This is a genomic window from Natronococcus sp. CG52 (genome assembly GCF_023913515.1).
Taxonomy (GTDB): domain Archaea; phylum Halobacteriota; class Halobacteria; order Halobacteriales; family Natrialbaceae; genus Natronococcus; species Natronococcus zhouii.
The window spans coordinates 62,389-86,785 of the sequence record NZ_CP099392.1 but is presented as its reverse complement, the minus strand read 5'-3'; the positions used below and the strand labels follow the sequence as shown (position 1 = coordinate 86,785).

General features: G+C 65.8%; 14 protein-coding genes. 7 read left to right on the top strand and 7 right to left on the bottom strand.

Annotated elements, in window-relative coordinates:
* Nucleotides 1-58: 58 nt before the first annotated feature.
* Nucleotides 59-949 carry a Gfo/Idh/MocA family protein gene (locus tag NED97_RS20100; RefSeq protein ID WP_252490863.1) on the top strand — a complete coding sequence of 297 codons (891 nt, stop codon included), beginning with the start codon at nucleotides 59-61 and terminating at the stop codon, nucleotides 947-949.
* Between the two features lie 49 nt (nucleotides 950-998).
* Here the strand turns inward: NED97_RS20100 and NED97_RS20095 are convergent, their stop codons facing one another.
* Nucleotides 999-2,015: a Gfo/Idh/MocA family protein gene (locus NED97_RS20095; RefSeq protein ID WP_252490862.1), complete on the bottom strand. Its 1,017-nt coding sequence runs from the start codon at nucleotides 2,013-2,015 to the stop codon at nucleotides 999-1,001.
* Nucleotides 2,016-2,211: 196 nt separating this feature from the next.
* Between NED97_RS20095 and NED97_RS20090 the strand changes: the two genes are divergently transcribed.
* The 5 genes from NED97_RS20090 (at nucleotide 2,212) to NED97_RS20070 (ending at nucleotide 9,961) form a co-directional block, all read left to right on the top strand.
* Complete coding sequence (locus tag NED97_RS20090; RefSeq protein WP_252490861.1) at nucleotides 2,212-3,375, top strand: HEAT repeat domain-containing protein; 1,164 nt, start codon at nucleotides 2,212-2,214, stop codon at nucleotides 3,373-3,375.
* Between the two features lie 20 nt (nucleotides 3,376-3,395).
* Nucleotides 3,396-5,258 (top strand): BNR-4 repeat-containing protein, encoded by a 1,863-nt coding sequence (locus NED97_RS20085; RefSeq protein ID WP_252490860.1) that lies wholly within the window; start codon nucleotides 3,396-3,398, stop codon nucleotides 5,256-5,258.
* A 100-nt stretch (nucleotides 5,259-5,358) separates the two neighbouring features.
* Nucleotides 5,359-7,071 (top strand): family 20 glycosylhydrolase, encoded by a 1,713-nt coding sequence (locus NED97_RS20080; RefSeq protein WP_252490859.1) that lies wholly within the window; start codon nucleotides 5,359-5,361, stop codon nucleotides 7,069-7,071.
* A gap of 46 nt (nucleotides 7,072-7,117) precedes the next feature.
* Nucleotides 7,118-9,142 carry an alpha/beta hydrolase family protein gene (locus NED97_RS20075; RefSeq protein WP_252490858.1) on the top strand — a complete coding sequence of 675 codons (2,025 nt, stop codon included), beginning with the start codon at nucleotides 7,118-7,120 and terminating at the stop codon, nucleotides 9,140-9,142.
* Between the two features lie 54 nt (nucleotides 9,143-9,196).
* On the top strand, nucleotides 9,197-9,961 hold the full coding sequence (locus tag NED97_RS20070; RefSeq protein WP_252490857.1) for a sugar phosphate isomerase/epimerase family protein: 765 nt from the start codon (nucleotides 9,197-9,199) through the stop codon (nucleotides 9,959-9,961).
* Nucleotides 9,962-10,183: 222 nt separating this feature from the next.
* Here the strand turns inward: NED97_RS20070 and NED97_RS20065 are convergent, their stop codons facing one another.
* Both NED97_RS20065 and NED97_RS20060 read right to left on the bottom strand, forming a co-directional pair.
* Nucleotides 10,184-13,876 carry a heparinase II/III domain-containing protein gene (locus NED97_RS20065; RefSeq protein WP_252490856.1) on the bottom strand — a complete coding sequence of 1,231 codons (3,693 nt, stop codon included), beginning with the start codon at nucleotides 13,874-13,876 and terminating at the stop codon, nucleotides 10,184-10,186.
* Nucleotides 13,877-14,084: 208 nt separating this feature from the next.
* On the bottom strand, nucleotides 14,085-17,792 hold the full coding sequence (locus tag NED97_RS20060) for a heparinase II/III domain-containing protein (RefSeq protein ID WP_252490855.1): 3,708 nt from the start codon (nucleotides 17,790-17,792) through the stop codon (nucleotides 14,085-14,087).
* A gap of 225 nt (nucleotides 17,793-18,017) precedes the next feature.
* Between NED97_RS20060 and NED97_RS20055 the strand changes: the two genes are divergently transcribed.
* On the top strand, nucleotides 18,018-19,229 hold the full coding sequence (locus tag NED97_RS20055; protein WP_252490854.1) for an aminotransferase class V-fold PLP-dependent enzyme: 1,212 nt from the start codon (nucleotides 18,018-18,020) through the stop codon (nucleotides 19,227-19,229).
* Nucleotides 19,230-19,625: 396 nt separating this feature from the next.
* On the opposite strand, the gene NED97_RS20050 is transcribed toward NED97_RS20055, so the two are convergent.
* The 4 genes from NED97_RS20050 to NED97_RS20035 form a co-directional block, all read right to left on the bottom strand.
* Nucleotides 19,626-20,741, bottom strand: coding sequence for an ABC transporter permease (locus NED97_RS20050; protein WP_252490853.1), 1,116 nt, complete (start codon nucleotides 20,739-20,741; stop codon nucleotides 19,626-19,628).
* Nucleotides 20,728-21,750, bottom strand: a complete 1,023-nt coding sequence (locus NED97_RS20045) for an ABC transporter permease (protein WP_252490852.1) — start codon at nucleotides 21,748-21,750, stop codon at nucleotides 20,728-20,730. Before NED97_RS20045 ends, NED97_RS20050 begins: the two co-directional genes overlap by 14 nt.
* A 70-nt stretch (nucleotides 21,751-21,820) precedes the next feature.
* Nucleotides 21,821-22,045 (bottom strand): hypothetical protein, encoded by a 225-nt coding sequence (locus NED97_RS20040; protein WP_252490851.1) that lies wholly within the window; start codon nucleotides 22,043-22,045, stop codon nucleotides 21,821-21,823.
* Between the two features lie 45 nt (nucleotides 22,046-22,090).
* Nucleotides 22,091-24,277 carry a dipeptide ABC transporter ATP-binding protein gene (locus tag NED97_RS20035; protein WP_252490850.1) on the bottom strand — a complete coding sequence of 729 codons (2,187 nt, stop codon included), beginning with the start codon at nucleotides 24,275-24,277 and terminating at the stop codon, nucleotides 22,091-22,093.
* Between the last annotated feature and the right edge of the window lie 120 nt (nucleotides 24,278-24,397).

Genomic DNA, 24,397 nt, shown 5'->3' with positions numbered 1-24,397 from the left:
AAGTAGGGGATCACGGCGGTAATTAGAATTATATATCAAGCCACGAGAGTTGTTCCCGATGATCGAGCTAGGTTTACTCGGGCTAGACACCAGTCACCCGGAAACGTTCGCGAGTATTCTCGACCGCGCGGACGTGTCGATCGCAGCCGTCTGGGACGGCGGCGACGTACGCGAGCGGGGGTACACGCGCGAGTTCTGCGAGCGTTACGACGCGAGCCGGTACGACGATCCGCACGCGATGGTCGACGACGTCGACGCGGCGATGGTTCTCGCGGTCGACTGGAACGCGCACCGTCGCCTCGCCACGCCGTTTCTCGAGGCGGGCGTGCCGACGATGATCGACAAACCGCTGGCGGGATCGGTCGCCGACGTGCGCGCCATCGAGCGGGCGGCGATGCGAGGCGGCGCGCCGCTGTTCGGCGGCTCGTCACTTCCGTTTCATCCGTCCGTCTCGTCGCTCGCCGACACGACGACGGAAACCGCGTTCTCCGTCGGCTACGGCGATTCGTTTTACTACGGCGTTCACCTCGTGGACAGCGTTCGACTGCTGGCGGGGGCCGACTGGACTCGAGTCGCGCCGAACGACGGCCCGGGACGAGTTGCGACGATCGACTTTGCGGACGGCTCCGCGGCGACGCTGCGGTTCGACGGCCCGGACAGCGACGGCACGTTCGGGTTCCTGACGGTCGGCGAACGCACGCAAACCGTCCAGGTCGGGAGCTCGACCGACGAACTCGACCGGATGTACGAACCGTTCCTGGAGGAATTCCTCGCGGCGGCCCGCGGCGAGCGCGACGACCGGAATCGGGTCGTCGACTCGGGAATCCTCCTGATCGGCGTTCAGACCGCCTTCAACACCGGAGAATCAGTTACGCCCGACGACAGTGCGCTTACGACGACCGAGATCAGCAGCGATTCGTTCGTCGCCGGTTACGAACCGTATTATTAGTTCGCGAGCGGACACGCGATCGGCTCGCTTATCGCTGGCCGTCTCTCGATCAGGAGTCGGCGTCCGGCGCCACCTCGTCGGGGGCCGGCTCGGGTGATACGTCGCCCGATTCGACCATCGAGACGAGCGGATTATCGTCGATCGAGAGGGGAAAGTCGACGCGCTCGCGCCGGCGCACCGACTCGTAGCAGCCGAGGATGATCTCCATCGTCGCCAGCGCCCGCCGACCGCTCAGTTGCGGTTCCTCGCCGGTCTCGAGCCCGCGAACGATGTCGTCGACCGCCGCCGGAATGTCGGCCAGCGGCTCGTCGGTGTCGATCTCGTCCCACGCCGCGGCGTCGGCCGTCTTCGCCCGAAGCTGGGCGTCGCCGTCGGGGTTGAGCTCGAGTTCTCCCTCGGTGCCCGTCACGCGAACGTCACACGCGATGAACGGGTTCTCGTCGCCGGTCGCGATGATGGCGTCCGTCCCGTCCTCGTACTGCCAGCGTGCGAGCGCCTGGTTCTCGTTGTGGACGCCGTAGCGGACGTTCTCTTCGCGGTAATCGATCTGTCCCATCACCCACGCTGCGGGACGATCGCCGAGGATGCTGTTGCAGAGATCGATGAGATGAGTCCCGGCGTCGAAGAGGTTCTTCGTCGCGAGTTCGACTCGAGCGACGTCGCCGATCGCTCCCTCCTCGACCAGCTCTGCTGCACGCCGGCTCGGCGTCGCGACTCGCCGCTGGTGGTTGAACGTCAGCTGGACGCCCCGCTCGTCGCAGACGTCGATCATCCGCCGGCTGGCGGCCATGGTGTCGGCCATCGGCTTCTCGCAGTGGATCGCTCGCAGGCCGTCCGCGTTCGCACAGTCGATCACGATGTCGGCGTGGGTCGGAACCGGCGTACAGACGCTGACGATGTCGGGTTCGACCTCTTGGAGCATCTCCTCGTAGTCGGTGAACACGTTCGACGGGTCGATGCCGTTCCGATCGGCGAACGCGCTCGCGTTCTCCTCGACGATGTCGGCGCAGGCGACGAGCGAGCAGCGATCGTCCTCGTCGTACGCGGCCGCGTGGTGGTACGCCATCGCCGCACTTTCTCCCCATACCGGGTTGTCGGGCTCAGGCCCCGTTCCAATGAATGCTACGTCGTAGTCTGACACGGTGCCAGAGTGGTTACGAACGTATCAACAAATAAATACCGGAGGACACGGCGATCGGCCGCCGGTCGATCACTCGGCGACGTCAACTATAAGGGGCGATCGAAACTTGGTACGACATATCATGATCTCGACCGGAGAAGACGCGACCGACCGCGCGAGGACTCTTCGCGACGCAGCCGCTTCCGATCCCGCGCAGGTTCCCATCGCGGAGGTCGTCGAACTGCTCGTACTCGGCGACCCGGAGACGCGCCGAATCGCGATGGAGTGTCTCGAGGAGACGATCGACGCCCGTTCGGAGACACCCGGGGCCGCTGCGGCCGCGTTCGAGCGGTTGCTGGACGACGACGATCCGTACGTTCGTCGCAGAGCGGCGCTCTCGGCGGGGGCAGCGATTCGGACGGACGCCGAGTCGTTCGAGACGCTCGTGCCGGCGCTCCGGACGATCGGGATCGATCCCGGGGAACCGGGACGCGACGCCGCGATCCAGGCGCTGGCCGCGCTCGCTCTCGAGCGTCCGGGTTCGGCGCCGGACGCGGTCGAACCGCTGCTCGACGTCTGTCACGCGCGCGTCGTCCCGACGGGGCCACCGCGAGACGACGGCTACCCCGATGGCGACGACGTCGGGGCGGCCGTCGGCCCGGAACGCGATCGACGAGAGTCCACCCGCGTCCAGGCGACGGCCGGACTCACGCGGATCGCGGCCGAACGGCCCGAGACGGTCGTCGACTACGCGGATCGGATCGCAGAACTGCTCGAGGACGATCACCACCTCGTCCGGACGGGGACGTGCGAAGTGCTCGAGTCGCTGGCCGAGGCGTCTCCGGACGACGTGGAGCCGTTCGTTCCGGCACTGGTCGACCGTCTCGCGTCGGACACCGAACATCCCGTTCCGTGGCGCGCGGCGGACGCGCTGAACGCCGTCGGCGACGAGTACCCGATCCGCGTCGGGGAGGAACTCCGCGGCGTCCTCGATACGATCGAGACGTTCCTCGAGCGGCGCGATCCGGGAATCCGGGGCGTCGGCGTCGGTCTCCTCGCGTACGCCGCGCAGGCGGACGCCGAAGCGGTCGACGAACTGATTCCGCGAGTTCGGCCCCTTCTCGAGGACGATCACGCGCCGGTCCGGGCGAACGCGGCGCTGACGCTCGGCCTGGCCGGTCGCAAGGAAGCGGTCGACAATCTCGAGTCGCTCGCGGCGGACGATCCGGAGCCGTCGGTTCGCGACGCCGCGACGCGCGCGATCGAACTGCTCGACCGTCCCACGGCCGGGGAAACGGCCAAGTAGATTCGCCGGCCTCTTCCTGTATGCCGCCGCTTTCGCCGCCTCGAGACGGGCTGCTCGGCTACTGGCCGGCCGTCCGATCTCACCGCGGAACGGTGTGGGACGAGTCGCTGCTGGCGAACCACGGTCGGTACGGTCGCGATGCGCGATGGATCTGGTTCACGAACCCGCGCGCCGTCAGGTACGCGAACGAACGGGATCGGACGTACGTCGGCTACCTCGGCGGCCCGACGGGGACAGACATCGTGATCGGGGGCTTCGACCACGAGTCCGGCGAGTTCGAACGGGCGACGCTCGAGTCGTCGTTTTCGGCCGACGATCACACGAGTCCGTCCGTACTCGTCGGACGGGACGGCCGGCTACTCGTCTTCTGGTCGGGGCACAACGGCGGCTCGATCCACTATCGCCGCTCGACGGCGCCCGAAGACCCCTCCGAGTTCGGACCACTCCGGACGATCGAGCAGGAGTGCGTCACCTATCCGAATCCGATTCAGCTCGAGGGGGAATTGAACGCGCCGATCTACCTCTTCTACCGCGACCGGACGGTCACGACCGACGCCACCGACGATCCGTACGGGTACATGGGTGACGGTCACGTCTACTACCGTCGCTCCGTCGACGGAGGCGATTCCTGGAGCGAGCAGACGAGGCTGGTGACCGCACCGGAGGGACACTACGGGACGTACTTCGTCCACGCGGCGACCGAGGAGACGATCCACCTGTTCTTCACCGACGCCGAGCGGGGCGGGGACGCGCCGAAGCACCACGTCCTGTACGCCGCGTTCGAGGACGGAACGCTCTTCGCGGCCGACGGGGAGCCGATCGCGACCGAATCGGAACTACCTGTGACGGTTTCCGACCTCGAACGCGTCTACGACTCCGCGGCGCCCGGCGGCGAGGACGCCTGGGTCTGGGACGCGAGCGTCGGCGAGCGCGGGGAGCCGGCGGTCGTCTACGCGACGTTTCCGTCGACGCTCGCCCACGCGTATCGGTACGCCCGGTGGGACGCCGTCGAGGGCGAGTGGCGCGATCACCACCTCCGAGACGCCGGCCGATACGTCGAGGCTGCGGGCGTCGAGGGGCACTACTCGGCGGGCGTCGCGCTCGACCCCGACGATCCGACCGTCGCCTACGCCTGCGTCTCGGCGGACGGCTACCGCGCCGTCGAACGCCTCGAGACCGACACCGGCGGGCGATCGTGGTCCGTCCGCTCGGTGTGCGAGAACCCCGTCGGAACGCCGATCCGGCCTGTCGTCCCCGCGAACGCCGGCGACGACTGTCCCGTCCTCTGGCTCGAGGGTTCCTACGAGAGCATGCACGGCTCCCAGACCGTCCTGCGCGGGTTGCCGACCGACGCGGTCGACGGACGGATCGACGGAGACGGCGAGGTCGGCGTGACGCTCGGCCTGGACCTGTTCGCCGAACGGGCGGTTCGCGCCGGCGTCTCCGCGTCGGCGCTCGTCCGAACGCGGGACGTCGACCGAGACCAGACGATCCTGCAGTTCGGCGGGGGGATTCGACTCGACGTCGCACGAGAGACGACCGGGGGGCTCGAGTTCTCGCTGGCCGACGAAACGTCGACCGTTTCGACGTCGTGGAACGGTCTCGTCGAAGGCGAAGAACGGTTCGTCGAAGGCGCGTGGGACCCCGACGCCGGGACGATGCAGTTACGCGTGGACGGGACCACCGTCGACGAAGCGTCGTTCGGCGGTCCGATCGCGTTCGCCGATCCGAACGCCTCCTGGACGCTCGCGAAGGACGCCTACCTGCTGGGGAACGGACTCGTCGGCGACCTTCGGGAGGTCCGGCTTTACGGCCGGTCGACGACGATGGCTGACCACCGGAACCTCCGGGAGTACGCGAAGGAAAGCGTCGTCGACCGTTGAACGCCCCTCGATATCCGAGTTTCTCCGGAGGCGGAAGCACCGTTCTCTCGTTCGATGGAAAATCGTTAAGTTGGCCCTCTTCCTTGCCAACACGTACCACATGTGCGCACGTGAACTCGGGATCGTTCCCCGACCGCGTCGAGTCGATCTGACCGGCGAGACGGTTCGGTTCGAGCCCCCGTTTACGGTCGGGACGTCCGACGAGAACGCGGAGCCGGCCGGGACGCTGCTGGTGGACCTCCTCGAGCGAGAGACGAACGCCCGGGCGGTCCGGTCGGACGCGGATCCGGCCCTCCGCCTGACGATCGACGACGCCCCCTCGGACGCGTTCGACGATCCGGAGGGGTACGTCCTCGAGGCCGACGGAGACGGCATCGTCGTTCGATCGCCGACGGTCGACGGGTTGCGTCACGGCTGCCAGACCGTCCTCGGCGGCCTCGAGCGCCGCGACGGCTCGTGGCGGTTCCCGGCCGTCGAGATCCGCGACTGGCCCGCGACCCGGTGGCGGGGGTTCATGCTCGATCCGGCGCGCGGCTTCCTCTCGGTCGAGCGCGTCAAGCGGCGCATCGACCAGGCCGCGCGGGCGAAGCTGAACCGGCTCCACTTGCACCTGCTCGATCACGAATCGTACGCGCTCGAATCCGAGGCGTTCCCCGAACTGAACCGCGGTCCCGACGGCGAGGAGCGGCCGGCGTACTCCCCCGCGGATATCGAGGAACTCCTCGAGTACGCCGCCCGCCGCGGCATCGAGATCCTCCCCGAGATCGACGTCCCGGGTCACGCGAGCCACGTCCTCGAGACGTACCCGGAACTCCAGTGTGCCGTCGCGGACGGAGAGCCGAGCGACGGAACGCTGTGTATCGGGACGCCGGCGACCGACGAGTTCGTCGAGACGCTGCTCGAGGAGGTGATCGACCTGTTCCCCTTCGAGACGGTGCACGTCGGCGGCGACGAGTGGGCGATGGGCCACTCGTGGGACGAGTGTTCGGTCTGCGCCGAGCGGATGGCCGAGGAGGGGTCTGAGACGCTCGCCGAGCACTTCTACGGGTTCGTTCGCCGGGTCGACGAGACGCTCGAGGCGCACGACCGCCGGATGATGCTCTGGAACGACCAGATCGACATCGCCGACTCGCCGTCCCTTCCGCGGGACGCGCTGGTGCAGTTCTGGCGCGTCGCCGGCGAGGGGCGCGGTCCGGTCGAAGGGTGTAGCTTGGAACGCTTTCTCGAGGAGGAGTTCGAGGTCGTCAACTCGTACGTGTACGCGGCCTACGTCAACGGCTGGATCTCGGAGGAGTACGTGCTCGGCTGGGAGCCGCGCAGTCGCCCGTCCGTTCCGGACGCGCGAGCCGAGCGGGTGATCGGCGGCGAACTCCTGGCGTGGGAGCCCTCCAGCGAGGAGACCCGCGACTACTTCGAGCGCGCGCTGCCGTCGGCGATTCCGGTCTTCGCGGATCGACTCTGGAACCCCGATCCCGTCGCGGATCGGTCGTCGTTCTCGAGGGCGCTGACGCGACACGCGCTCGGCCCGTTCGTTCCCGGCGGGTTCGACGTCTACCGCGAACTCGGCGGCACGATCCTCCCGACGGAGGGGGAGAACGTCCCGTCGCCGCCGGCCCGCGCGCACCGATCGCTCGGCGACCGAACGCCGCGCGAGGCTCGAGACGACTACGAAGACGCGCTCGAGACGCTTCGAGCCCTGTCCGACGCGGACGAGGCGGTGTACCCCGAAACGGTAGCGGCGTACGAGGAGTGTCTCGAGTGGCTCGCGGACGTCGCCAACCTTGAGGGCCGCGGCGTGATCGACCGGCCCTGAGGACCCGAACTTATAATCCGCCGTACTGCTAGTATCGGACTATTCGATGCACCAGTTTAACGAGAACGTCGACGGCTACTACGACGTGGAGAACCAGCTTCCGCGATACCTCCGCGAGCTGGCCGACCCGCAGTTCGAACGCGAGGACGAACGGCGAGCGGCGATCGACTCGGTATCGGCGGCCGAAGCGCACCGCGAGCGCGTTCGCGAGCACTTCTTCGAGGCGATCGGCGGACTGCCCGAGGAGCGAACGGACTTGAACGCGACGTGCACCGGGCGACTCGAGTACGACGGCTACACGGTCGAAAAGGTGATTTTCGAGAGCCTGCCCGGCTTCCACGTGACGACGAACGTCTACGTCCCGGACGGGGCATCGCCCGACGAACCGCGCCCCGCCGTCCTGTTCGTCTGCGGTCACGCCGCCACCGCGAAGACCGCCGAGGGCTACCAGCAGGGCTGTATCGACCTCGTTCGCAACGGCTTCGTCGTCCTCGCGATGGATCCGATCGGCCAGGGCGAACGCCACCAGTTTTACGATCCCGAGACGGGATCGATCCCCGTCTCCGACGATTCTCGTGACTACCCGCGGACGAACACGCTCGAGCACACCTACCTCGCCCGCCAGTGCACGTTCGCCGGGGCGAACGTCGCGCGGTACTTCGTCTGGGACGGGATCCGCGCGCTCGATTACCTCGAGTCGCGGCCGGAGGTCGACCCCGATCGCCTCGGCGTCACCGGCAACTCCGGCGGCGGGATGCAGACCAGCTACCTCATGCTGGCCGACGACCGGATCGCCGCCGCCGTCCCGTGCTGTTTCATCACGTCGAAGGAGGCGTACATGAAGACCGGTCAGGGACAGGACGGAGAACAGATCGTCCACCGCGCGATCGACCGCGGCCCCCGGTACGACGATTTCCTGCTGGCGTTCGCGCCGAAACCGGCGCTGATCGGGGCCGCGCAGTCGGACTTCCTCTGCATCGAGGGCACGCACCAGTCGTACGAGCGCGCCTCGAGGGTGTACGACCTGTACGACGAGGGCGACGCGCTCGAGTTGACCGTCGCCGAGTCGACTCACGGCTTCGGCCCGGAGCTCCGCGAGGCGACGGTCAACTGGTTCAGACGCCACCTGGCGGACGAGCCGCCGACGTTCGAGACGGGCGATCCAGCGACCGAAGATCAGGACCGGCTCGAGTGTACCGCCGCCGGCGAGGTCAGGGACGCCTTCCCCGACGGGAGAACCGTCGTCGACCTGAACCGCGAGTACGTCCGCGAGACCGCGCCGGAGGCGGCGACGGCTCCGAACGTCGACGACGAGGGAGCGTACGCCCGTCAGCTCCGGGAGCGACTCGTCGATCGGTTCGATCTCGAGCGCGAGCGGCCCGAACTGCACCCGCGAACGATCGAGACGGGGACCGACGACGGCGTGACCTGGGAGAAGGTCTTCTTCCTGAGCGAACGCAATATCGTCGTCACGGCCGTCGTCGTGACCGCGGACGAGGCGAAGTCCGAGGAGCCGCTCGTCCTGTTGCTCGAGGAGGGAACCGACGAGATCGAGGAGCGATGCGACGAAATCGGATCGCTCGCGCGGGACCACGGGACCGTCGTCGTCGCCGACCCCCGCGGGGTCGGCGGGGTTCGCTCCCGAAACGTGAATACCCGACAGCAAAACGGCGGCGGGTACGACGACTACCACGGAACGGTCAACAAGCTCGCGTCCGACGCGCTGATGCTCGGCACGTCGCTGCTCGCGCTCCAGACGTTCGACGTTCTTCGTGCGGCCGACTACCTCGAGTCGCGACTCGACGGAGAGACGACGATCGCGGTCGAAGGTCACGGACTCTGGGGAATCCACGCGCTACTCGCTGCGGTCGTCGATCCGTCGATTCGGTCGCTCTCCGCCGTCGACCCGCTGCCGTCGTTCTACGAGCAGGCCACGACCGAGGAGATCCCGGTCGACCATCGGCTGAACGTCCACGGGATCGTCGGCGAGTTCGATATTCCACAGCTCCTGCCGGCGCTCGCCGACCGGGAAACCGACTGGGACGGCGCCGATCTCTCGCGGTATCGGTGACCGGTACGTTCGGACGGCGAAACAGTTTAGCCGACGCGCTCTCACGCCTCGTTCATGCAGATCGGACTGTGTACGATTTCGAACCAGGCAGCGAGCGTCGACTCCGTCATTCGCGACGCCGGCGACGCCGGCTACGACGGCGTCGAAGTATGGGGGCAAGATCACGTCGGAGACGGCGATCCGGAGACGTGTCGGTCGATCCGGGACGCCGCTCGAGCGGCGTCGGTCGAGATCCCCGTCTACGGCTCGTACCTGCGCGTCGGCGCGCCCGAGTTCGACGAGATCGTCGAGCGCGAACTCGAGATCGCCCGCCGGCTGGAGGCGGACCTGATCCGCGTCTGGGCCGGCAGCCAGGAGTACGGCGATCACGACGAGGGCCACTGGGAACAGGCGGTCGAGGATCTCTCGAGGGCGAGTCGGCTGGCGGCCGATCGAGGACTCGGCGTCACCGTCGAGAGGCACGCGAACACGCTCACGAACGACGGCGAAGGAGCGAGACGGCTCGTCGAGTCGGTCGACCGGGAGAACTGTCAGCTCAACTGGCAGCCCGCGTTCTCGATGGCACCGGACGCGCTGGTCGAGGAGGCGAGAGATCTCGCGCCGATCTCGAACAATATCCACGTGCAGGCGGTTCCGGAACGCGGCTCCCGCGACCGCTGTCCGCTCGAGGAGGCGTTCTTCGATATCGATCGACTGCTCGAAACCTTCGAGAACGTCGGCTTTTCCGGCTCCGTGAACGTCGAGTTCGTCGACGACGACCGTCCGTACCGGACGGCGATCGAGGGGGATCTCGAGTATCTCCGACGAGCATCGTCGTAGTGGAGCCGTTCGTTCTTCCGAAACAGTCCGCACACCGGCCGTCTCGACGCGGCTCGGCGGTCGAACGACGGATAACGGTGCTCGACCGGCTCCACCGGTAGAGGTCGAATCGACTTCGTTCGGCTACCGATAGTCGCGAGTCACGCTCGAGAATCGGACGCGACGCCGCTCGCCGCGGTGTCAGAAAAGCGTACCGCGTCTCGAGTTCCTCGCGGATCGCGGCTACTCCCGCGACCAGGTCGCGGTCAGCGGGATTCTGACGTCGTCGCCGACGCCGACGATGTACTCGTAGCCGCCGTCTTCGAGCTGATCGGGGTCGCTGAACTCCCGGATGAACGTCCGTTCGCCGACGTCGACGGTGACCGTATTCCCGCGGCCGACCTCGAGGTCCTCGATCGGGTACGCGCCGTTACCGCGACCCCGGGGCCCCGAGATGGCCGGGATCTGGGGCTCGGGCCGTCCGCGCCAGGGGTTGGTATCGTCGTTGTCGACGTAGACGAACCCCGTGTTGCGGTCGATCTGGCGTGAATCGTCCGGAATTCGGAGTTCGAGTTCGTTCTCGAGGCTCATCTCCCGCGTGAAGTCCTCGACGAATCCCCGGACGTAACCGGACGATTCCCGGACGAGCGGCTCGCCGTCGACGGGGCTGAGAAGCGTTCCGTCGTGGACGTACGCGTACTCGGGGTCGCCGTCCTCGAGCGAGTAGTAGCCGAAGAAGCCCCGGAACACGAACGTCTCGTCGACGGTCACCGTACTCACCTCCCCGAAGGTGCAGACGGCGTAGTCGGTCCGCCCGGAGGCGAGTTCGATCTTGACGGCGCGACCGTCGCCGCCGGTCACGTCGACCTCCTCGATCGAGTCGACGACGCGGTCGCCGTCGTAGTGCTCGATCGTCGAGACGAACGTGCTCTCGAGGTCGGAGCCGCTGCGGTGGGCCAGCGCGTACCGCAACGTTTCCGGGTTGCCGCTGTGCTGTGGCGGGTGTCCGTCCGCGAGGGCGACCTCGTCGAACTCGCCGAACGTGGTCAGTCGCATGTGGACCCCGTCCGCGTCGTCGTCGCGGTGGCCCCAGTGATCCTCGACGTCCCAGTCGACGACGACCTTTCGGTCGGGGTCGTCGTCGCGCTCGACGTCGTCGAGGTAGTTGAACCCGTTACCGATCGCCCGGTTGTACTCGGTGTCCTCGCCGTAGTCGGGCTTCGGCACGTCCGTTCCGGCGTAGGTGCCGCCGTCCTGGGCCACGAGGTCGACGCCCTCGGCGCTCGCCTCGCCCTTCGCGCCGTGGAAGCTGAAGTGGTGATCGTCGCCGCCGGCGACGCGGAAGAAGTCCACTGCGTAGGAGTGTTCCTCGTCGACAGCGACCATCGCGAGCGTCCGTCGGTAGTCGTCGGTCTGCGGATAGACGTGCGGCGCTTCGACGTCGACGAGGTTGACCCGATCGTCATCGCCGTCGAAGTGACGGGGGCGTGCCACCCACTGAGTGCCCTGTTCCGCTTCGTCGACGACGACGGTATTGTGGCTCACCGTGTTCATCGTCCAGTTGTGCCCCTTCGGCCAGTCGCTGGTGGCCTCGACGTATCCCAGATCGGGCGAGAGCTCGAGTTCGTGGGCGGCGACGCCGACGTTCAACGTATCGCTGTGGTTGTGATACGCGATGTCGTTGCGGCCGTAGTAGAGCCAGAAGGCTCGCTTCGCGTTGCCGAGTTCGGACGCGGCGTCCCTGTTCTCACGCTCGCTCTCGTCGATCAGCGTGAGGTAGTACAGCGCCATCAGGTGGTTGTCCGACTCCTCGTTCTTCCCGACGTTTTCGAAGCGCATCGTGGTGGTCCCGTCGGTCAGTTCGACGGTGTACGTGATCGTCTTCCGATCGAACGACGGACTGTAGAAGTCGACGGTGTCGATCTTCTCGTCGTCGACGTACAGGTCGTAGATCCCGTACGTCGAAACGAACAGCGCCTCGATCTCGAGGTCGTACTCGCCTTCCTCGTCGGCCTCGAACTCGAACTCCCACCACTCGCCCTCCTCGTAGGCCTGTAGCTGGATGGCCTCGTCGAAGCTGTCGTTGACGTCGGTGGACGCCTCGGCGAACAGTTCGGAGGTGTCGTAGGTGGTCCCGAACGACTCGTTGAGATAGTTCTCGCCGTCACGAAGCGCCGCGAACCCGTACCCGGCGAGGTTTCGACTCGACAGGTCGAGCGGTCCCTCGGCGTCGATCACCGCCTGGATATCGTCGGCTACTCCCTCGGGGTCGGCGTCGAAGATCGAACCGCGGATACCCGTCGTCGTGTAGCCGTTTACGAAGTGCCACAGCTGGGCGAAGACGTCCCGCTCGGTCGCCCGGTACCCCGATTCGATCGAGTTCGTGGAGAGGTAGTCCGTGTTCCGGTTCGGATGGGCGTTGCCGATCTCGGGGAGATACTGGTCGAGAAGCAGCAGGTGCGTGTTCTGTCGAAGCGTTTGCCGAAACTTCGGATGCTGATAGAGGTCGGCACCGTCGAATCCGTCGTACCCCTGGAGATGATCCGCGGCCTCTCGGAACGAGGTCTGCCGGATCTGGTTGTACATCGGGGAGCCCCTGTTGTTGTAGCCGTCCCGATCGACGACGTCGACCAGCGGCGCGAGGATGTTTCCGCCGGTGGTGATCCAGTTCTCGGGCTCTTCGTCCCACGCGTCTCCGACGAACTGCTCCTCGCCGGGCTGGAAGATCCACTCGATCGCCTCCGCCGTGTAGCCGTCGGGTTCGTCCAGCACGCGCGCGGACTGTGCGAGCGCACTGTACCCGCCGCTCTCGAGGACGATATCCGAGTTTTCCGCCGCCGGGAGTATCTCTCGGTGGATCCCGTCCTCGATGTTCTTGCGGATCTTCTCGAGGGAATCCTTCGCCTCGAGACCGGGATACTCGTCGGTCTTCGCGTCGAGGAACGCGACGAGTTCGTCGTCGCCCTCCATCCCGGGGAAGAACGCGTCGTAGGCCTGGATGATCGGACGCATCAGGTTCGACTCCCACGTCGCGCCGATCACCTTGCCAGTTCCGCGTCCGCCGGTGCTGTTCCAGTACTCCGTGAACGGATAGTCGTAGATGGTCATCTCCGGGTAGACGTCGGCGATCCGATCGAGGAGTACCGTTCCCGCCCGGGAGTACTTCCGATCGCCGGTGAGCAGGTAGGCGTCGGCGAGCGCTTCGACGATCCGGAGGATTCCGCCGGGCCGCCACACGTACCAGTGGTTGTAGTACGCGGCGAAGTTCAGCCGCTGCCCTTCGTCGCCGATGTCGCCGTCCTCGTCGATCCACCCCGTGCCGTCGTCGACGCCCCAGTCCTCGCCCATCTCGGGGTGTTCCTCGTTGACGAGGTACTGGTCGTCCGCGAGATCCGGATCGAACATCCCGCGGTCGTCGAGCCCGCTCTCGCGGTAGGCGGCGAAGTCGTTCGTCGGGACGACGTACTCCCCCGTCGCCGTCGTCATCTTCCACGGCCGGTCGAGACCGCGGTCGATCCCGACGCCGGTCCAGCTCCACCCCATCAGTTCACGGACGTGCGTCGTTCCGCCGCCGCGCGGAATCTCCTGAGAGGTGACCATGTGCCAGAGATCGTCCAGCGTGTACTCCGCGAGGTACTCGTCGGCGCTTTCGACCGCGCTATCCCGCTCGGTCGCTGCCCAGTCGTAGCGCTCGATGTTGTTGCGGGCGTTCTCGCGCATCTCCTCGGTCCAGAGCGTCGTTCGCGTCTTCGCGTTGACCGCGTCCGAATCGGCGGACACTGCTCCCGTTCCGGCGGTGAGCCCCGCGAGAATCCCGCCACCGGTCGTCGCCAGCAGGGATCGTCTCGAGACCTCGAAACCGGTCGTTCGGTCGGTTACCGCACGACGCTCGTCGTCCCAGTCACTGCGCTTCCCGCTCCGTTCATTGCGAGACATCACCACACACATGAGATTCACCGATAATAGAACTTTTCCCTGTGTTCATTATTTCAGAAAACTATGTAGACGATATGATGTTTTTGCTACCGCTGCGAAAGAAGATGCGCGGAGTCCGCGACCGTTTCCTCCTCGGCTGGCCGATCCGGGCGGAGCGTGCGCCGAACTGGATACGCTGCGACCGGTTCGACGAGTGTGAACCTCGCCCCTACGCCCGTGTCCAGGTCGCAGTCAGCGGGATTCTGACGTCGTCGCCGACGCCGACGATGTACTCGTAGCCGCCGTCCTCGAGCCGGTCGGGATCGGCGAACTGCTGGATGAACGTCCGTTCGCCGACGTCGACGGTCACTTCGTTTCCGCTGCCGACGGTCACGCCCTCGACGGGGTACGCACCGTTGCCCTGCCCCCGCTGACCTCGCTTCTCGACCGGCTGGTGCTCCTCGTAGCGGTTGCCCCGCCAGCTATCGGACGCGTCGTTGTCGACGTAGACGAAATCCGAGATGCGTTCCTCGAGCGTCCGCTGATCGTCCGGAATCCGGAGCTCGAGTTCGTTCTCGAGGCTCATCTCCCGCGTGAAGTCCTCGACGAACCCGCGGACGAACCCCTGCGATTCCTGAATCAGCGGTCGCCCGTCGACGGGCTCGAGCAGCGTGCCGTCCTGGACGTACGCGTACTCGGGGTCGCCGTCCTCGAGCGAGTAGCAGCCGAAGAAGCCCCGGAACTCGAACGTCTCGTCGACGGTGACCGTCCCTCGCTCGTCGAACGCGCAGACGACGTAGTCGGTTCGGCCGCCGGCGAGTTCGACCTTGACGGCGCGACCATCGCCGCCGGTCACGTCGACCTCCTCGATCGAGTCGACGACGCGGTCGCCGTCGTAGTGCTCGATCGTCGAGACGAACGTGCTCTCGAGGTCGGAGCCGCTGCGGCGGATCAGCGCGTATCGGAGCGATTCGGGGTTGCCGCCGCGGGCGGGTGGATGACCGTCGGCCAGCGCCACTTCGTCGAACTCGCCGAACGCGGTCAGTCGCAGGTGGACGCCGTCCGCACCGTCGTCGCGGTTGTTCCAGTGATCCTCGACGTCCCAGTCGACGGCGACTTTCCGGCCGGGATCGGCGTCGCGTTCGACGTCGTCGAGGTAGTTGAAGCCGCTGCCGACCGCCCGATTGTACTCGGTGTCCTCGCCGTAGTCGGGCTTCGGAACGTCCACTCCGGCGTAGGTGCCGCCGTCCTGGGCCACGAGGTCGACGCCCTCGGCGCTCGCCTCGCCCTTCGCGCCGTGGAAGCTGAAGTGGTGGTCGTCGCCGCCGGCGACGCGGAAGAAGTCGACCGCGTAAGAGTGTTCCTCGTCGACCGCGATCATCGCCGTCGTGCGGCGGTACTCGTCGCACTGCTCGTACGCGTGCCGCGCGTCGACGTCGATCAGGTTCACCCGGTCGTCGCTTCCCTCGAAGTGACGCGGATCGGCGACCCACTGGGGATCCTGTCGCTGTCCGTCGACCGTCACGGTATTGTGGCTGATCGTGTTGGCCGTCCAGTGTCGTCGCTTGGGCCAGTCACCGGTTTCTTCGGGATAGCCGAGGTCGGGCGAGAGCTGAAGGCCGTCAGCGGCGACGCCTAGATTCAGCGTATCGCCGTGGCTGTGAGCGCTTCCGCCGCCGTTGATGCTGTTACGACCGTAGTAGAGCCAAAACGCGCGCTTCGCGTTTCCGAACTCGACCGCTCGAGCCCTGCGCTCGCGGTCCGTCTCGTCGAAGACCTCGAGGTAGTAGACGGCCATCCGATAGCCACCCGACTCCTCGTTCTTCCCGACGTTTTCGAAGCGAATCGTGGTGGTCCCTTCCGTCAGCTCTACCCTGTACGTGATCGTCTCGCGATCGAACGACGAACTGTAGAAATCGACGGTGTCGATCTTCTCGTCGTCGACGTACAGGTCGTAGATCCCGTACGTCGAAACGAACAGCGCCTCGATCTCGAGGTCGTACTCGCCGCTCGCGTCGACGTCGAACTCGAACTCCCACCGCTCGCCGGGGTTGTCCGCGTTGAGCTGGATAGCTTCGTCGAAGCTATCGTCGACTTCCGTCGACGCCGCCGCGAACAGGTTCGAGAAGTCGGAGGTGATCCCGAACGACTCGTTCAGATAGTTCTCGCCGTCGCGCAGGGCGGCGAAGCCGTAGCCGGCCAGGTTCTGGCTCGGCAGATCGAGCGGTCCCTCGGCGTCGACGATCGCTTCGATCTCGTCGCTGATTCCTCCCGGATCGGCGTCGAAGACGTCGCCGTCGATCCCCGCCGTCGAGTACCCGTTCGCGAAGTGCCACAGCTGGGCGAAGATCTCGTCACCCGTGACTTCGTAGCCGTCCTCGATCGCGGACTGACTGAGGTAGTTGCCGTCACGGTTCGGATGGGTGTCGCCGATCTCGGGCGTGTGGCGGTCGATCAGGAGCAGGTGGGAGTTCTGGCGGAGCGCGTGTCGGAACTTCGGGTGCTGGTAGAGGTCGGCGCCGTCGAAGGCGTCGTAGCCCTTCAGCGCCTCCGCCACCTGGCGGATCGACGACATCTCGATGCGGTTGTACAGCGGTGCGGACTGGTTGGAGTAGCCGTCGCGGTCCCAGACGTCGACGATCGGCACGAGGAGATCGCCTCCGGTCGTGATCCAGTTCTCGGGCTCGCGGTTCCAGACGTCGCCGACGAACCGCTCGCCGCCCGGCTGGAAGACGAACTCGATGGCCTCTTCGGTGTAGCCGTCGGGTTCGTCCAGGACGCGCGCCGAGATCGCCACCGCGGAGAGCTGTCCGCGACCGGGAACGAGGTCGGAGCTCTTCGCCGCCGGCAGCATCTCGCGGACGAAGTTGTCCTCGATGTTCTCGCGGATCTTCCCGACGGAATCTTTCGCCTCGAGGCCGGGGAACTCCTCGGTCTTCGCGTCGAGGAACGCGACCAGTTCGCCGTCGCCGTCCATGCCGGGGAAGAACGCGTCGTACGCCCGGAGGAGGTCCCGGACGAGGTTCGGCTCCCACCCGCCGCCGATCACGCGTCCCGTCTGTCGCCCGCCGTGGTTGTTCCAGTAGTCGGGCTGCATGTACGCCGAGGCGTCCATCCCCGGGTAGACGTCGGCGATGCGATCCAGCAGGACGGTTCCCGCTCGAGAGTACGTCCGGTCGCCCGTGAGCAGGTAGGCGTCGGTGAGTGCCCGTACGATCCGGAGAATCCCGCCGGGGCGCCAGACGTGCCAGTGGTTGTAGAAGGCGACGAAGTTCATCCGTTCGCCGGGCGAGCCGACGTCGCCGTTCTCGTCGATCCACCCCGTGCCGTCGTCGACGCCCCAGTCCTCGCCCATCTCGGGGTGTTCTTCGTTGACCAGGAGGTCGTCGTCCGCGAGGTTCGGGTCGAACATCCCGCGGTCGTCGAGCCCGCTCTCGCGGTAGGCGGCGAAGTCGTTCGTCGGGACGACGTACTCCTCGAACGTGTTCGTCCGCATCTTCCACGGTCGATCCGTTCCCGGATCGTGGTAGCCGCCCATCGTGTCCTCGCGGAACGAGGCGACGCCGCCTCCGCGCGGGATCTTCTGGGACGTGACCGTGCGCCAGAGGTCGTCCAGCGTGTACTCCGCGAGGTACTCGTCGGCGCTCGCGACGGCTGCGTCGCGTTCGGCGGCCGCCCAGTCGTAGCGCTCGACGTTACGACGGGCGTTCTCGCGCATCTCCTCGGTCCAGATCGTCGGCCGCATCTTCGCGTTGACGACGTCGGAGTCGTCCTCCGCGGTGGCGCTTCCGGTGACGAGACTCCCGAGGATCCCCGCGCCCGTCGTCGCGAGTACCGACCGACGCGAGACGTCGCCGTCGACGACTCGCCCCGCTACCGAACACAGGGTTCCGTCGTACCAGCTCCCGCTAGTCGTGCCTCTCTTGTCGCCTGTCATCAATTCACACATTCGCGCCGGCGGTAATATAGTTTATCCACACCAGTCTTCACTATAAAATAGCGCCTCGAACGATCGATTTCGTTACGAGAGGCGCCGCGGCTCGAGACGGCCTCGAGGATCGTCGCCAAGGATCGAGAGCGGTTTGGCGACGGAAGCTTTTTCCCGCCCGTTTTCGAACGACACGACGACTCATGACAGTTCGATCCCCTTCGGTGATTCGACGTGTCTGACGAGCGCACGATCTACGACGAACTCGGCGTGCCGACCGTGATCAACGCGACCGGGACGAAAACACGGATCAGCGGGTCGCTGATGCGCGAGGAGGCGGCGGACGCGATGCGCGAGGCGTCCCGGGCGTTCGTCCGCATCTCGGACTTACAACAGCGCGCCTCGGAACTCGTCGCCGACGTGACCGGCGCCGACGCGGGCTACGTTACGAGCGGCGCGAGCGCCGCGTTATCGATGGCCGCCGCGGCGTGTCTCGCCGGCGACGACCTCGAGACGATGGCGCGCCTTCCCGACACCGAGGGCGTGCCGGACGAAATCGTCATGCCGCGGACCCACCGGAACGGCTACGATCACGCCCTTCGCCTTTCCGGAGCGACGATCGTCGACGTCGGGACGAACGACTACCACCTCGGCACCGGCTCGGAGAACGTCGAGCCGTGGGAGATCGAGACGGCCATCACCGACGAGACGGCCGCCGTCGCCTACATGGAAAAACCCTACACGCAGCCGCCGCTCGAGACGGTCTGCGAAATCGCCCACGACAACGGCGTTCCCGTCATCGTCGACGCGGCGGCGGAGCTACCGCCGGTCGAAAATCTCTCGCGGTTTATCGAGCAGGGTGCCGATCTCGTCGCGTTCAGCGGCGGGAAGGCGATCCGCGGCCCGCAGTCGACCGGGATCCTCGCCGGCGACGAGGAGCTGATCCGGTCGGTCGCCCGCCAGCACCTGGACATGCACGCGGCCGACGCGGTCTACGATCCGCCGTCGGATCTCGTCGCCGCCGACGAGTTGCCGGGCGTTCCGCGCCAGGGAGTCGGCCGCTCGATGAAGGTCGGCAAGGAGGAGATCGTCGGCCTGATCCGCGCGCTCGAGCTGTTTCTCGAGGAGGACCACGACGCCCGGCTCCGAGAGTGGCACGAACGCGCGGAGCGTCTCGGGTCGGCGCTCGCCGACGTTCCCGGACTCGAGACGCGACTCGAGGGTGGCGACAAGACCGACGCCGTCACCCAGGTCGCCGCGACCGTCGATCCCGATCGCGCGGCGACCGACGCGACGGCGCTCGTCGGATCGCTCAGGCGGGAGACCCCGCGCGTGTTCGTCGGCGCCGATCGGCTGGACGACGACGAGTTCACGATCAACCCGATGTGTCTCACGGACGACGAGGCCGACTACGTCGTCGACCGGATCCGGGCGACGCTCTCGTAGGACGAGAGAACAATCTGTAGCACGATCGGCACGGCCCGGTTTGGGTAGGTAGTTCTCGCGCGAAAACGTCGCTCGCTTCGCGTACGCCCTGGGGGCGGTCCTCGGCGGGATGTACCTCGAGCGCCGCGTCGACGAACTGGGCGACGTCGGCGCGCCGATCGTCGCCTCGGCCGCCGCGGTAGCGCTGGTCGCGCACTACAACTGTCGTAGCCGCTGAAAGTCAATGCACACCTGCTCGCGAATTCACGAACAGCGTGTGAACCGTTTCAGTTGGTACTATACAGCATCGTTCCGCGGCTCGAGTACTTCGACGAACGCGACGAGCGAACGACTCCGGACGACCGGAAAGCGTCCTGACGACGAACGCGCGGTAACGCCGACGAAAAGGAGAACGGACTAGTTGAGCTGCTCCTCGTCGCTGCCGACCTTCTTCGCGTGTCGCGCTCTGATCCGCGGGTTGAACACGCGATCCATTCCCTGGGCGAACAGGATCAGCCCGAACGAGAGGACGACGACCGCGGCCATCGGCCAGAAGATCTGGTAGAAGTTACTCAGGTTGACCAGCGCGTGCGCTTCCGAGTACGCGGTCTGCATCATGATGCCCCAGTTCGCGGTCGTAAACGGAAGGACGCCGAGGAAGTACAGCGCGACGGAGCCGAAGACAACCTGTCGTCCCGCGTTCGCGAAGTTGATGAGGATGTACGGCATCAGCTGCGGCGCGATATCTCGCGAGAGAATCGTTCGCGAGGGGAGCCCCATCGTCCTGGAGGCCTCGACGTACGACTCCTGGCGGAGTGTCAGAACCTGCGACCGGAGCGCACGCGCGAGTCCCGGCCAGGCGTCGATCGCGAGAATCACGCCGACGAGCCACGCCCGTCGGGGCGACCAGATCGCCGCGAGCACGATGAGCAGCGGCAGCCCGGGCATCGTCATCACGACGTCCGTGACGTACATGAGGAGCTCGTCCGTCTTGCCGCTCTTGTACCCGGCCGTAATCCCGAAGATCGCGGCGAGACCGACGGAGACGATCGCTCCGGCGACCACCATCTCGAGCATGTCCGGCGTCGCGTGGACGAGGTTCCGGGTGATGGGCGTTCCGTAGTTGTCGGCACCGAGCGGGTACCGGACGACGAACCCCGGTATCGAGATCGCGCCGAGCGAAAGCTCGTGAGAGAAGCCGAAGTCGATCCAGCCCCCCTCCTCCCAGAGGGCGGCGATGCCGCCGTGGAACGGCTGTAGGTTGTTCGGGGCCTGATTCGTCCCCGGTGCCGTCACCAGGCGCGGTCCGATCGTTCCGAAGAAGACGAACGCGGTGATGACTAGCATCCCGACCCGCGTTCGCCAGTCGTTCCAGGCGACTCGTCCCGGAGCGAGGACGTACGCGTCGACGACCCGCTCGAGACGCTCCCGTCTCGAGAGGTCGACGGTTTCGGCCTCGGATAGGTGGCCGAACAGTTGTTCGTCGGTTAGCTGTCCGTCCGCTTCCAGTCGTGATTCGTTAGTATGACTCACTTTGATCACCCGATCCGATCCGCGGGTCGACGATGCCGTACGTGAACTCGGCGATGAGGATACCGATGAGCGTGACGATCGTGAAGAAGAGGAACGATCCCATCAACAGCGGGTAATCCCGCCGCATGACCGCGTCGAACGTGTACCAGCCGACGCCCGGGTACGTGAAGATGAACTCGAGGAGGACGCTGCTCGAGAACACCGCAGCGATGCCGATCATCATCTGGGTGTACAGCGGCAGGATCGCGTTGCGCGCGACGTAGCGGGTCGCGATACGCGTCGAACTAATTCCGCGGAGCCGCGCGACGCGGAGGTAGTCTTCGCCCAGGATCCGGATGGAGTTTCCTCGCATCGAGAGAGCTCCTCCGCCGAAGCCGACGATGAAACTCGACATGATCGGCAGTACGGCGTGGTAGGAGATGCTCGCCATGAACCGGACGTTCAGACCGGTTTCCAGACTCGTGTTGTACCGTCCGCCGGTCGGGAAGAGTCCGAGCTCGTAGCCGAAAAACGCGAGAAAGAGGATCGCGCCCACGTAGTACGGAACCGAGTTCAGGAACGTCGCGAGCACGGTCGTGTAGGTGTCGAACCGCGATCCCTCCTTGTAGGCCATCGCCGCCCCGAGGAGGATGTTCGTCGTGTATCCGAGCGCCAGTCCGTAGACGCTGATGAAGACGGACCAGGGCATCGCCGCAAACAGGATATCGAACACGGGGGCGTTGTAGACGTACGAGTGACCGAAATCCTGGTAGAGGATGATGTCCTGCAGGTACTCGACGTACTGGACGTACACCGGCTGATCGGGATCGAAGCCGGTGTGTTGTTCGACCATCGCATCGAGCACCTCGGGATCGGCCGTCCCCCCACCTGCTTCCATTTGCGACTCGAATTGCGCCCGCATCGCCTGGGCCGGGTTCCCCGGCATAAGCCGAAATAGCGCGAACGTGATCGTCGTTACAGATATGAGTGTCACGACTGCGTGAAGCGTTCGTTTGACAAAGTATCTCATCTACGATGGTGTGGTATCTGATTGCACAGGTAATATATCTTGTCCCGCGAGCGGACGCCGGGTTCTGGAATCACCAGAGACATCGCCAGAGTATCCCGCCGCTCAGCAGCGCGAGCCCGGAGAGCCCCGCGACGTTCATAAGAGATATGACATACGTCTCGGAGCCGGGTTCGGCGGCGACGAGCCAGATAATCATCAGCCCGAGGAAACCGACCGAGAACGTGAACAACATCCGCCACGCGCTCTCGTAATCGCAGACGTGGTCGAGAAACGTTTTGTCGTATTTGCTGCTCATCTGTTTCCGTGATTTCCGCGTGAGAGCAAAAGCTTTCGGTCGGCCTCAGTCGTTCGCCGTCCCCGTCTCGAGCGAGACCGTCTCGTCCTCGATCGGCTCGCTCTCCCAGTACTCGTGGTTTTCGTCCTCGCGGAAGCAGGCGACGCGAGAGGCGCCCTCGGTGTCTTTCAGTTCGGGGGCCTCCCGCGTGCAGACCTCGCGAGCGTCCGGGCATCGCGTCTGGAACGGACAGCCGCTCGGCGGATCGGTCGGATCGGGGATGTCGATCTCTCGGATCGGCGGATCGGTGGCGTTCGCCTCCTCGGCCTCGTCCGGGTCGAGCGGCGGCGTCGCCCACCGAAGGACCTTGGTGTAGGGATGTTTCGGGTCGTGAATAATCTCCTGTGCCGGGCCGATCTCGACGAGGTTGCCGAGATACATGATGCCGATTCGCCCGCCGGACTTCTCGGTGAGATAGCGCGCGTTCGAGAAGTCGTGCGAGATGAACAGGTACGACGTGTCGAACATCTCCTGGAGGTCGAGCATCAGATCCATCATCTCCACTCGGAGCGAGACGTCGAGCGCGCTCACCGCCTCGTCCGCGAGGATGAGATCGGGGCTCATCAACAGCGCTCGAACGAGGACGACGCGCTGTTGTTCGCCGCCGCTGAGCTGGTGCGGGAACCGTGCCGCGTAGTCCTCGGGTGGCTTCATTCCGACGCGCTCGAGCAGGTTGTAGATCACCGTTTCCCGATCACTCGGACTGAGATCCGGCCGCCAGCGCTTCAGCGGGGCCGAGAGACTCGCGCGAACCGTTCGGGAGGAGTTCAGCGAACTGCCGGGATCCTGGTGAACGATCTGGAGGGCTCGCCGGATGTCGTCGAACGCGATGTCACCGTTTCCTGCTTTCGCCTCCTCGATGTCTTGTCCCCGGAACGTGACGGATCCGCTCGTCGGCTCCTGCAGACCGATCGCGGTTTTGCCGAGGGTCGTCTTTCCGCACCCGGACTCGCCGACGAGTGCGACGACCTCGTTTTCGCGGAGGTCGATCGAGACGTCGTTGACCGCCCGAACCACGGTCTCTTTGCCGAACAGTTCGTCGATGAACCCCGACTGTTCGAAGTGAACGTCGACGTCCGCCAGGGAGACCACGGTCTCCTCGTCTGAATCGACGGTCGAAGGCGGAACCATCGCGTCGGCCGAGTCGACGCCGAGCGCGTACTCGATTTCGTCGCTCGACCGTTCCCAGTGGAAGCAGGCCGCTCCGCGCTCGTCGCTGACGGTGTGATAGTCCGGATCGGACTGCACGCACTCCTCGCTCGCGAGCGGACAGCGGGGGTGGTACGAACAGCCGCTCGGTGCGTCGACCGGATCGGGGCTCTCACCCTCGATCGGGTTCATATCTTCCAGGGACGCGTCGACGCTCGGCACCGACTTCAACAACGCCCGCGTGTACGGGTGTGCGGCATCCCGGATGATCTGCTCGCTGGGTCCGTATTCGACGAACTCGAACGCGTACATGACGGCGAGGCGATCGGCCAATCCGGCGACGAGCGGGAGGTCGTGCGTAATGAACACGATCGTCAGGTCGTACTCCTCTTGCAGGTTCCCCAGGAGGCTCATGATCGACCGCTGCATGAGCAAATCGAGCGCCGCCGTCGGTTCGTCCATCACGAGCACCTTCGGCTCGAGGATCAGGCTCAGCGCGATGAGCGTCCGCTGTTTCATCCCGCCGGAGAGTTCGTGCGGGTACGAATCGAGGACGCGGTCCGGATCGAGGTACAGCTCCGCGAGCAGCTGGCGGCCGTGTTCCATCCGATCCGCGAGGTCTTTTCCGTGGGCTCTGATCGTCTCCTCGAAGTGCTCCCGGATTTTCATCGTCGGGTTGAACGAACTCATCGCCCCCTGGAACACCATCGAGATCTCTTCCCAGCGGAACGTCTCGAGTTGATCCTCGCTCAGGGACAGGACGTCGACGGGATTTCCATCGGGCGGGTGATAGATAATCTCGCCGGACACCCGCCCGGGATCGACGACCGCGTTGAGCAGGGCCGACGCGAACATCGACTTCCCGCTCCCGCTCTCCCCGACGATCCCGAGCATCTCGTCGCGATGCACGTCGAAACTCACGCCGTCGAGGACGCGGGAGGTGCCTCGATCCATGTCGAACGTCACGTCCACGTCGCGTACCTCGAGAATAACGTCTTGCGGGCTATCACTTCTGTGTGCGATATCGAGTTCGGTCCGGGTCATAGTTGAGATGATGGGTCCTGAGTCACTCCGCGTCTCGCATCGGTCTTCGACGGCGGAGCGAGCCGTCGATTTTCTGTACGTGGTGGTTTGGCACAACACACATATTAATCTTTGCGACGT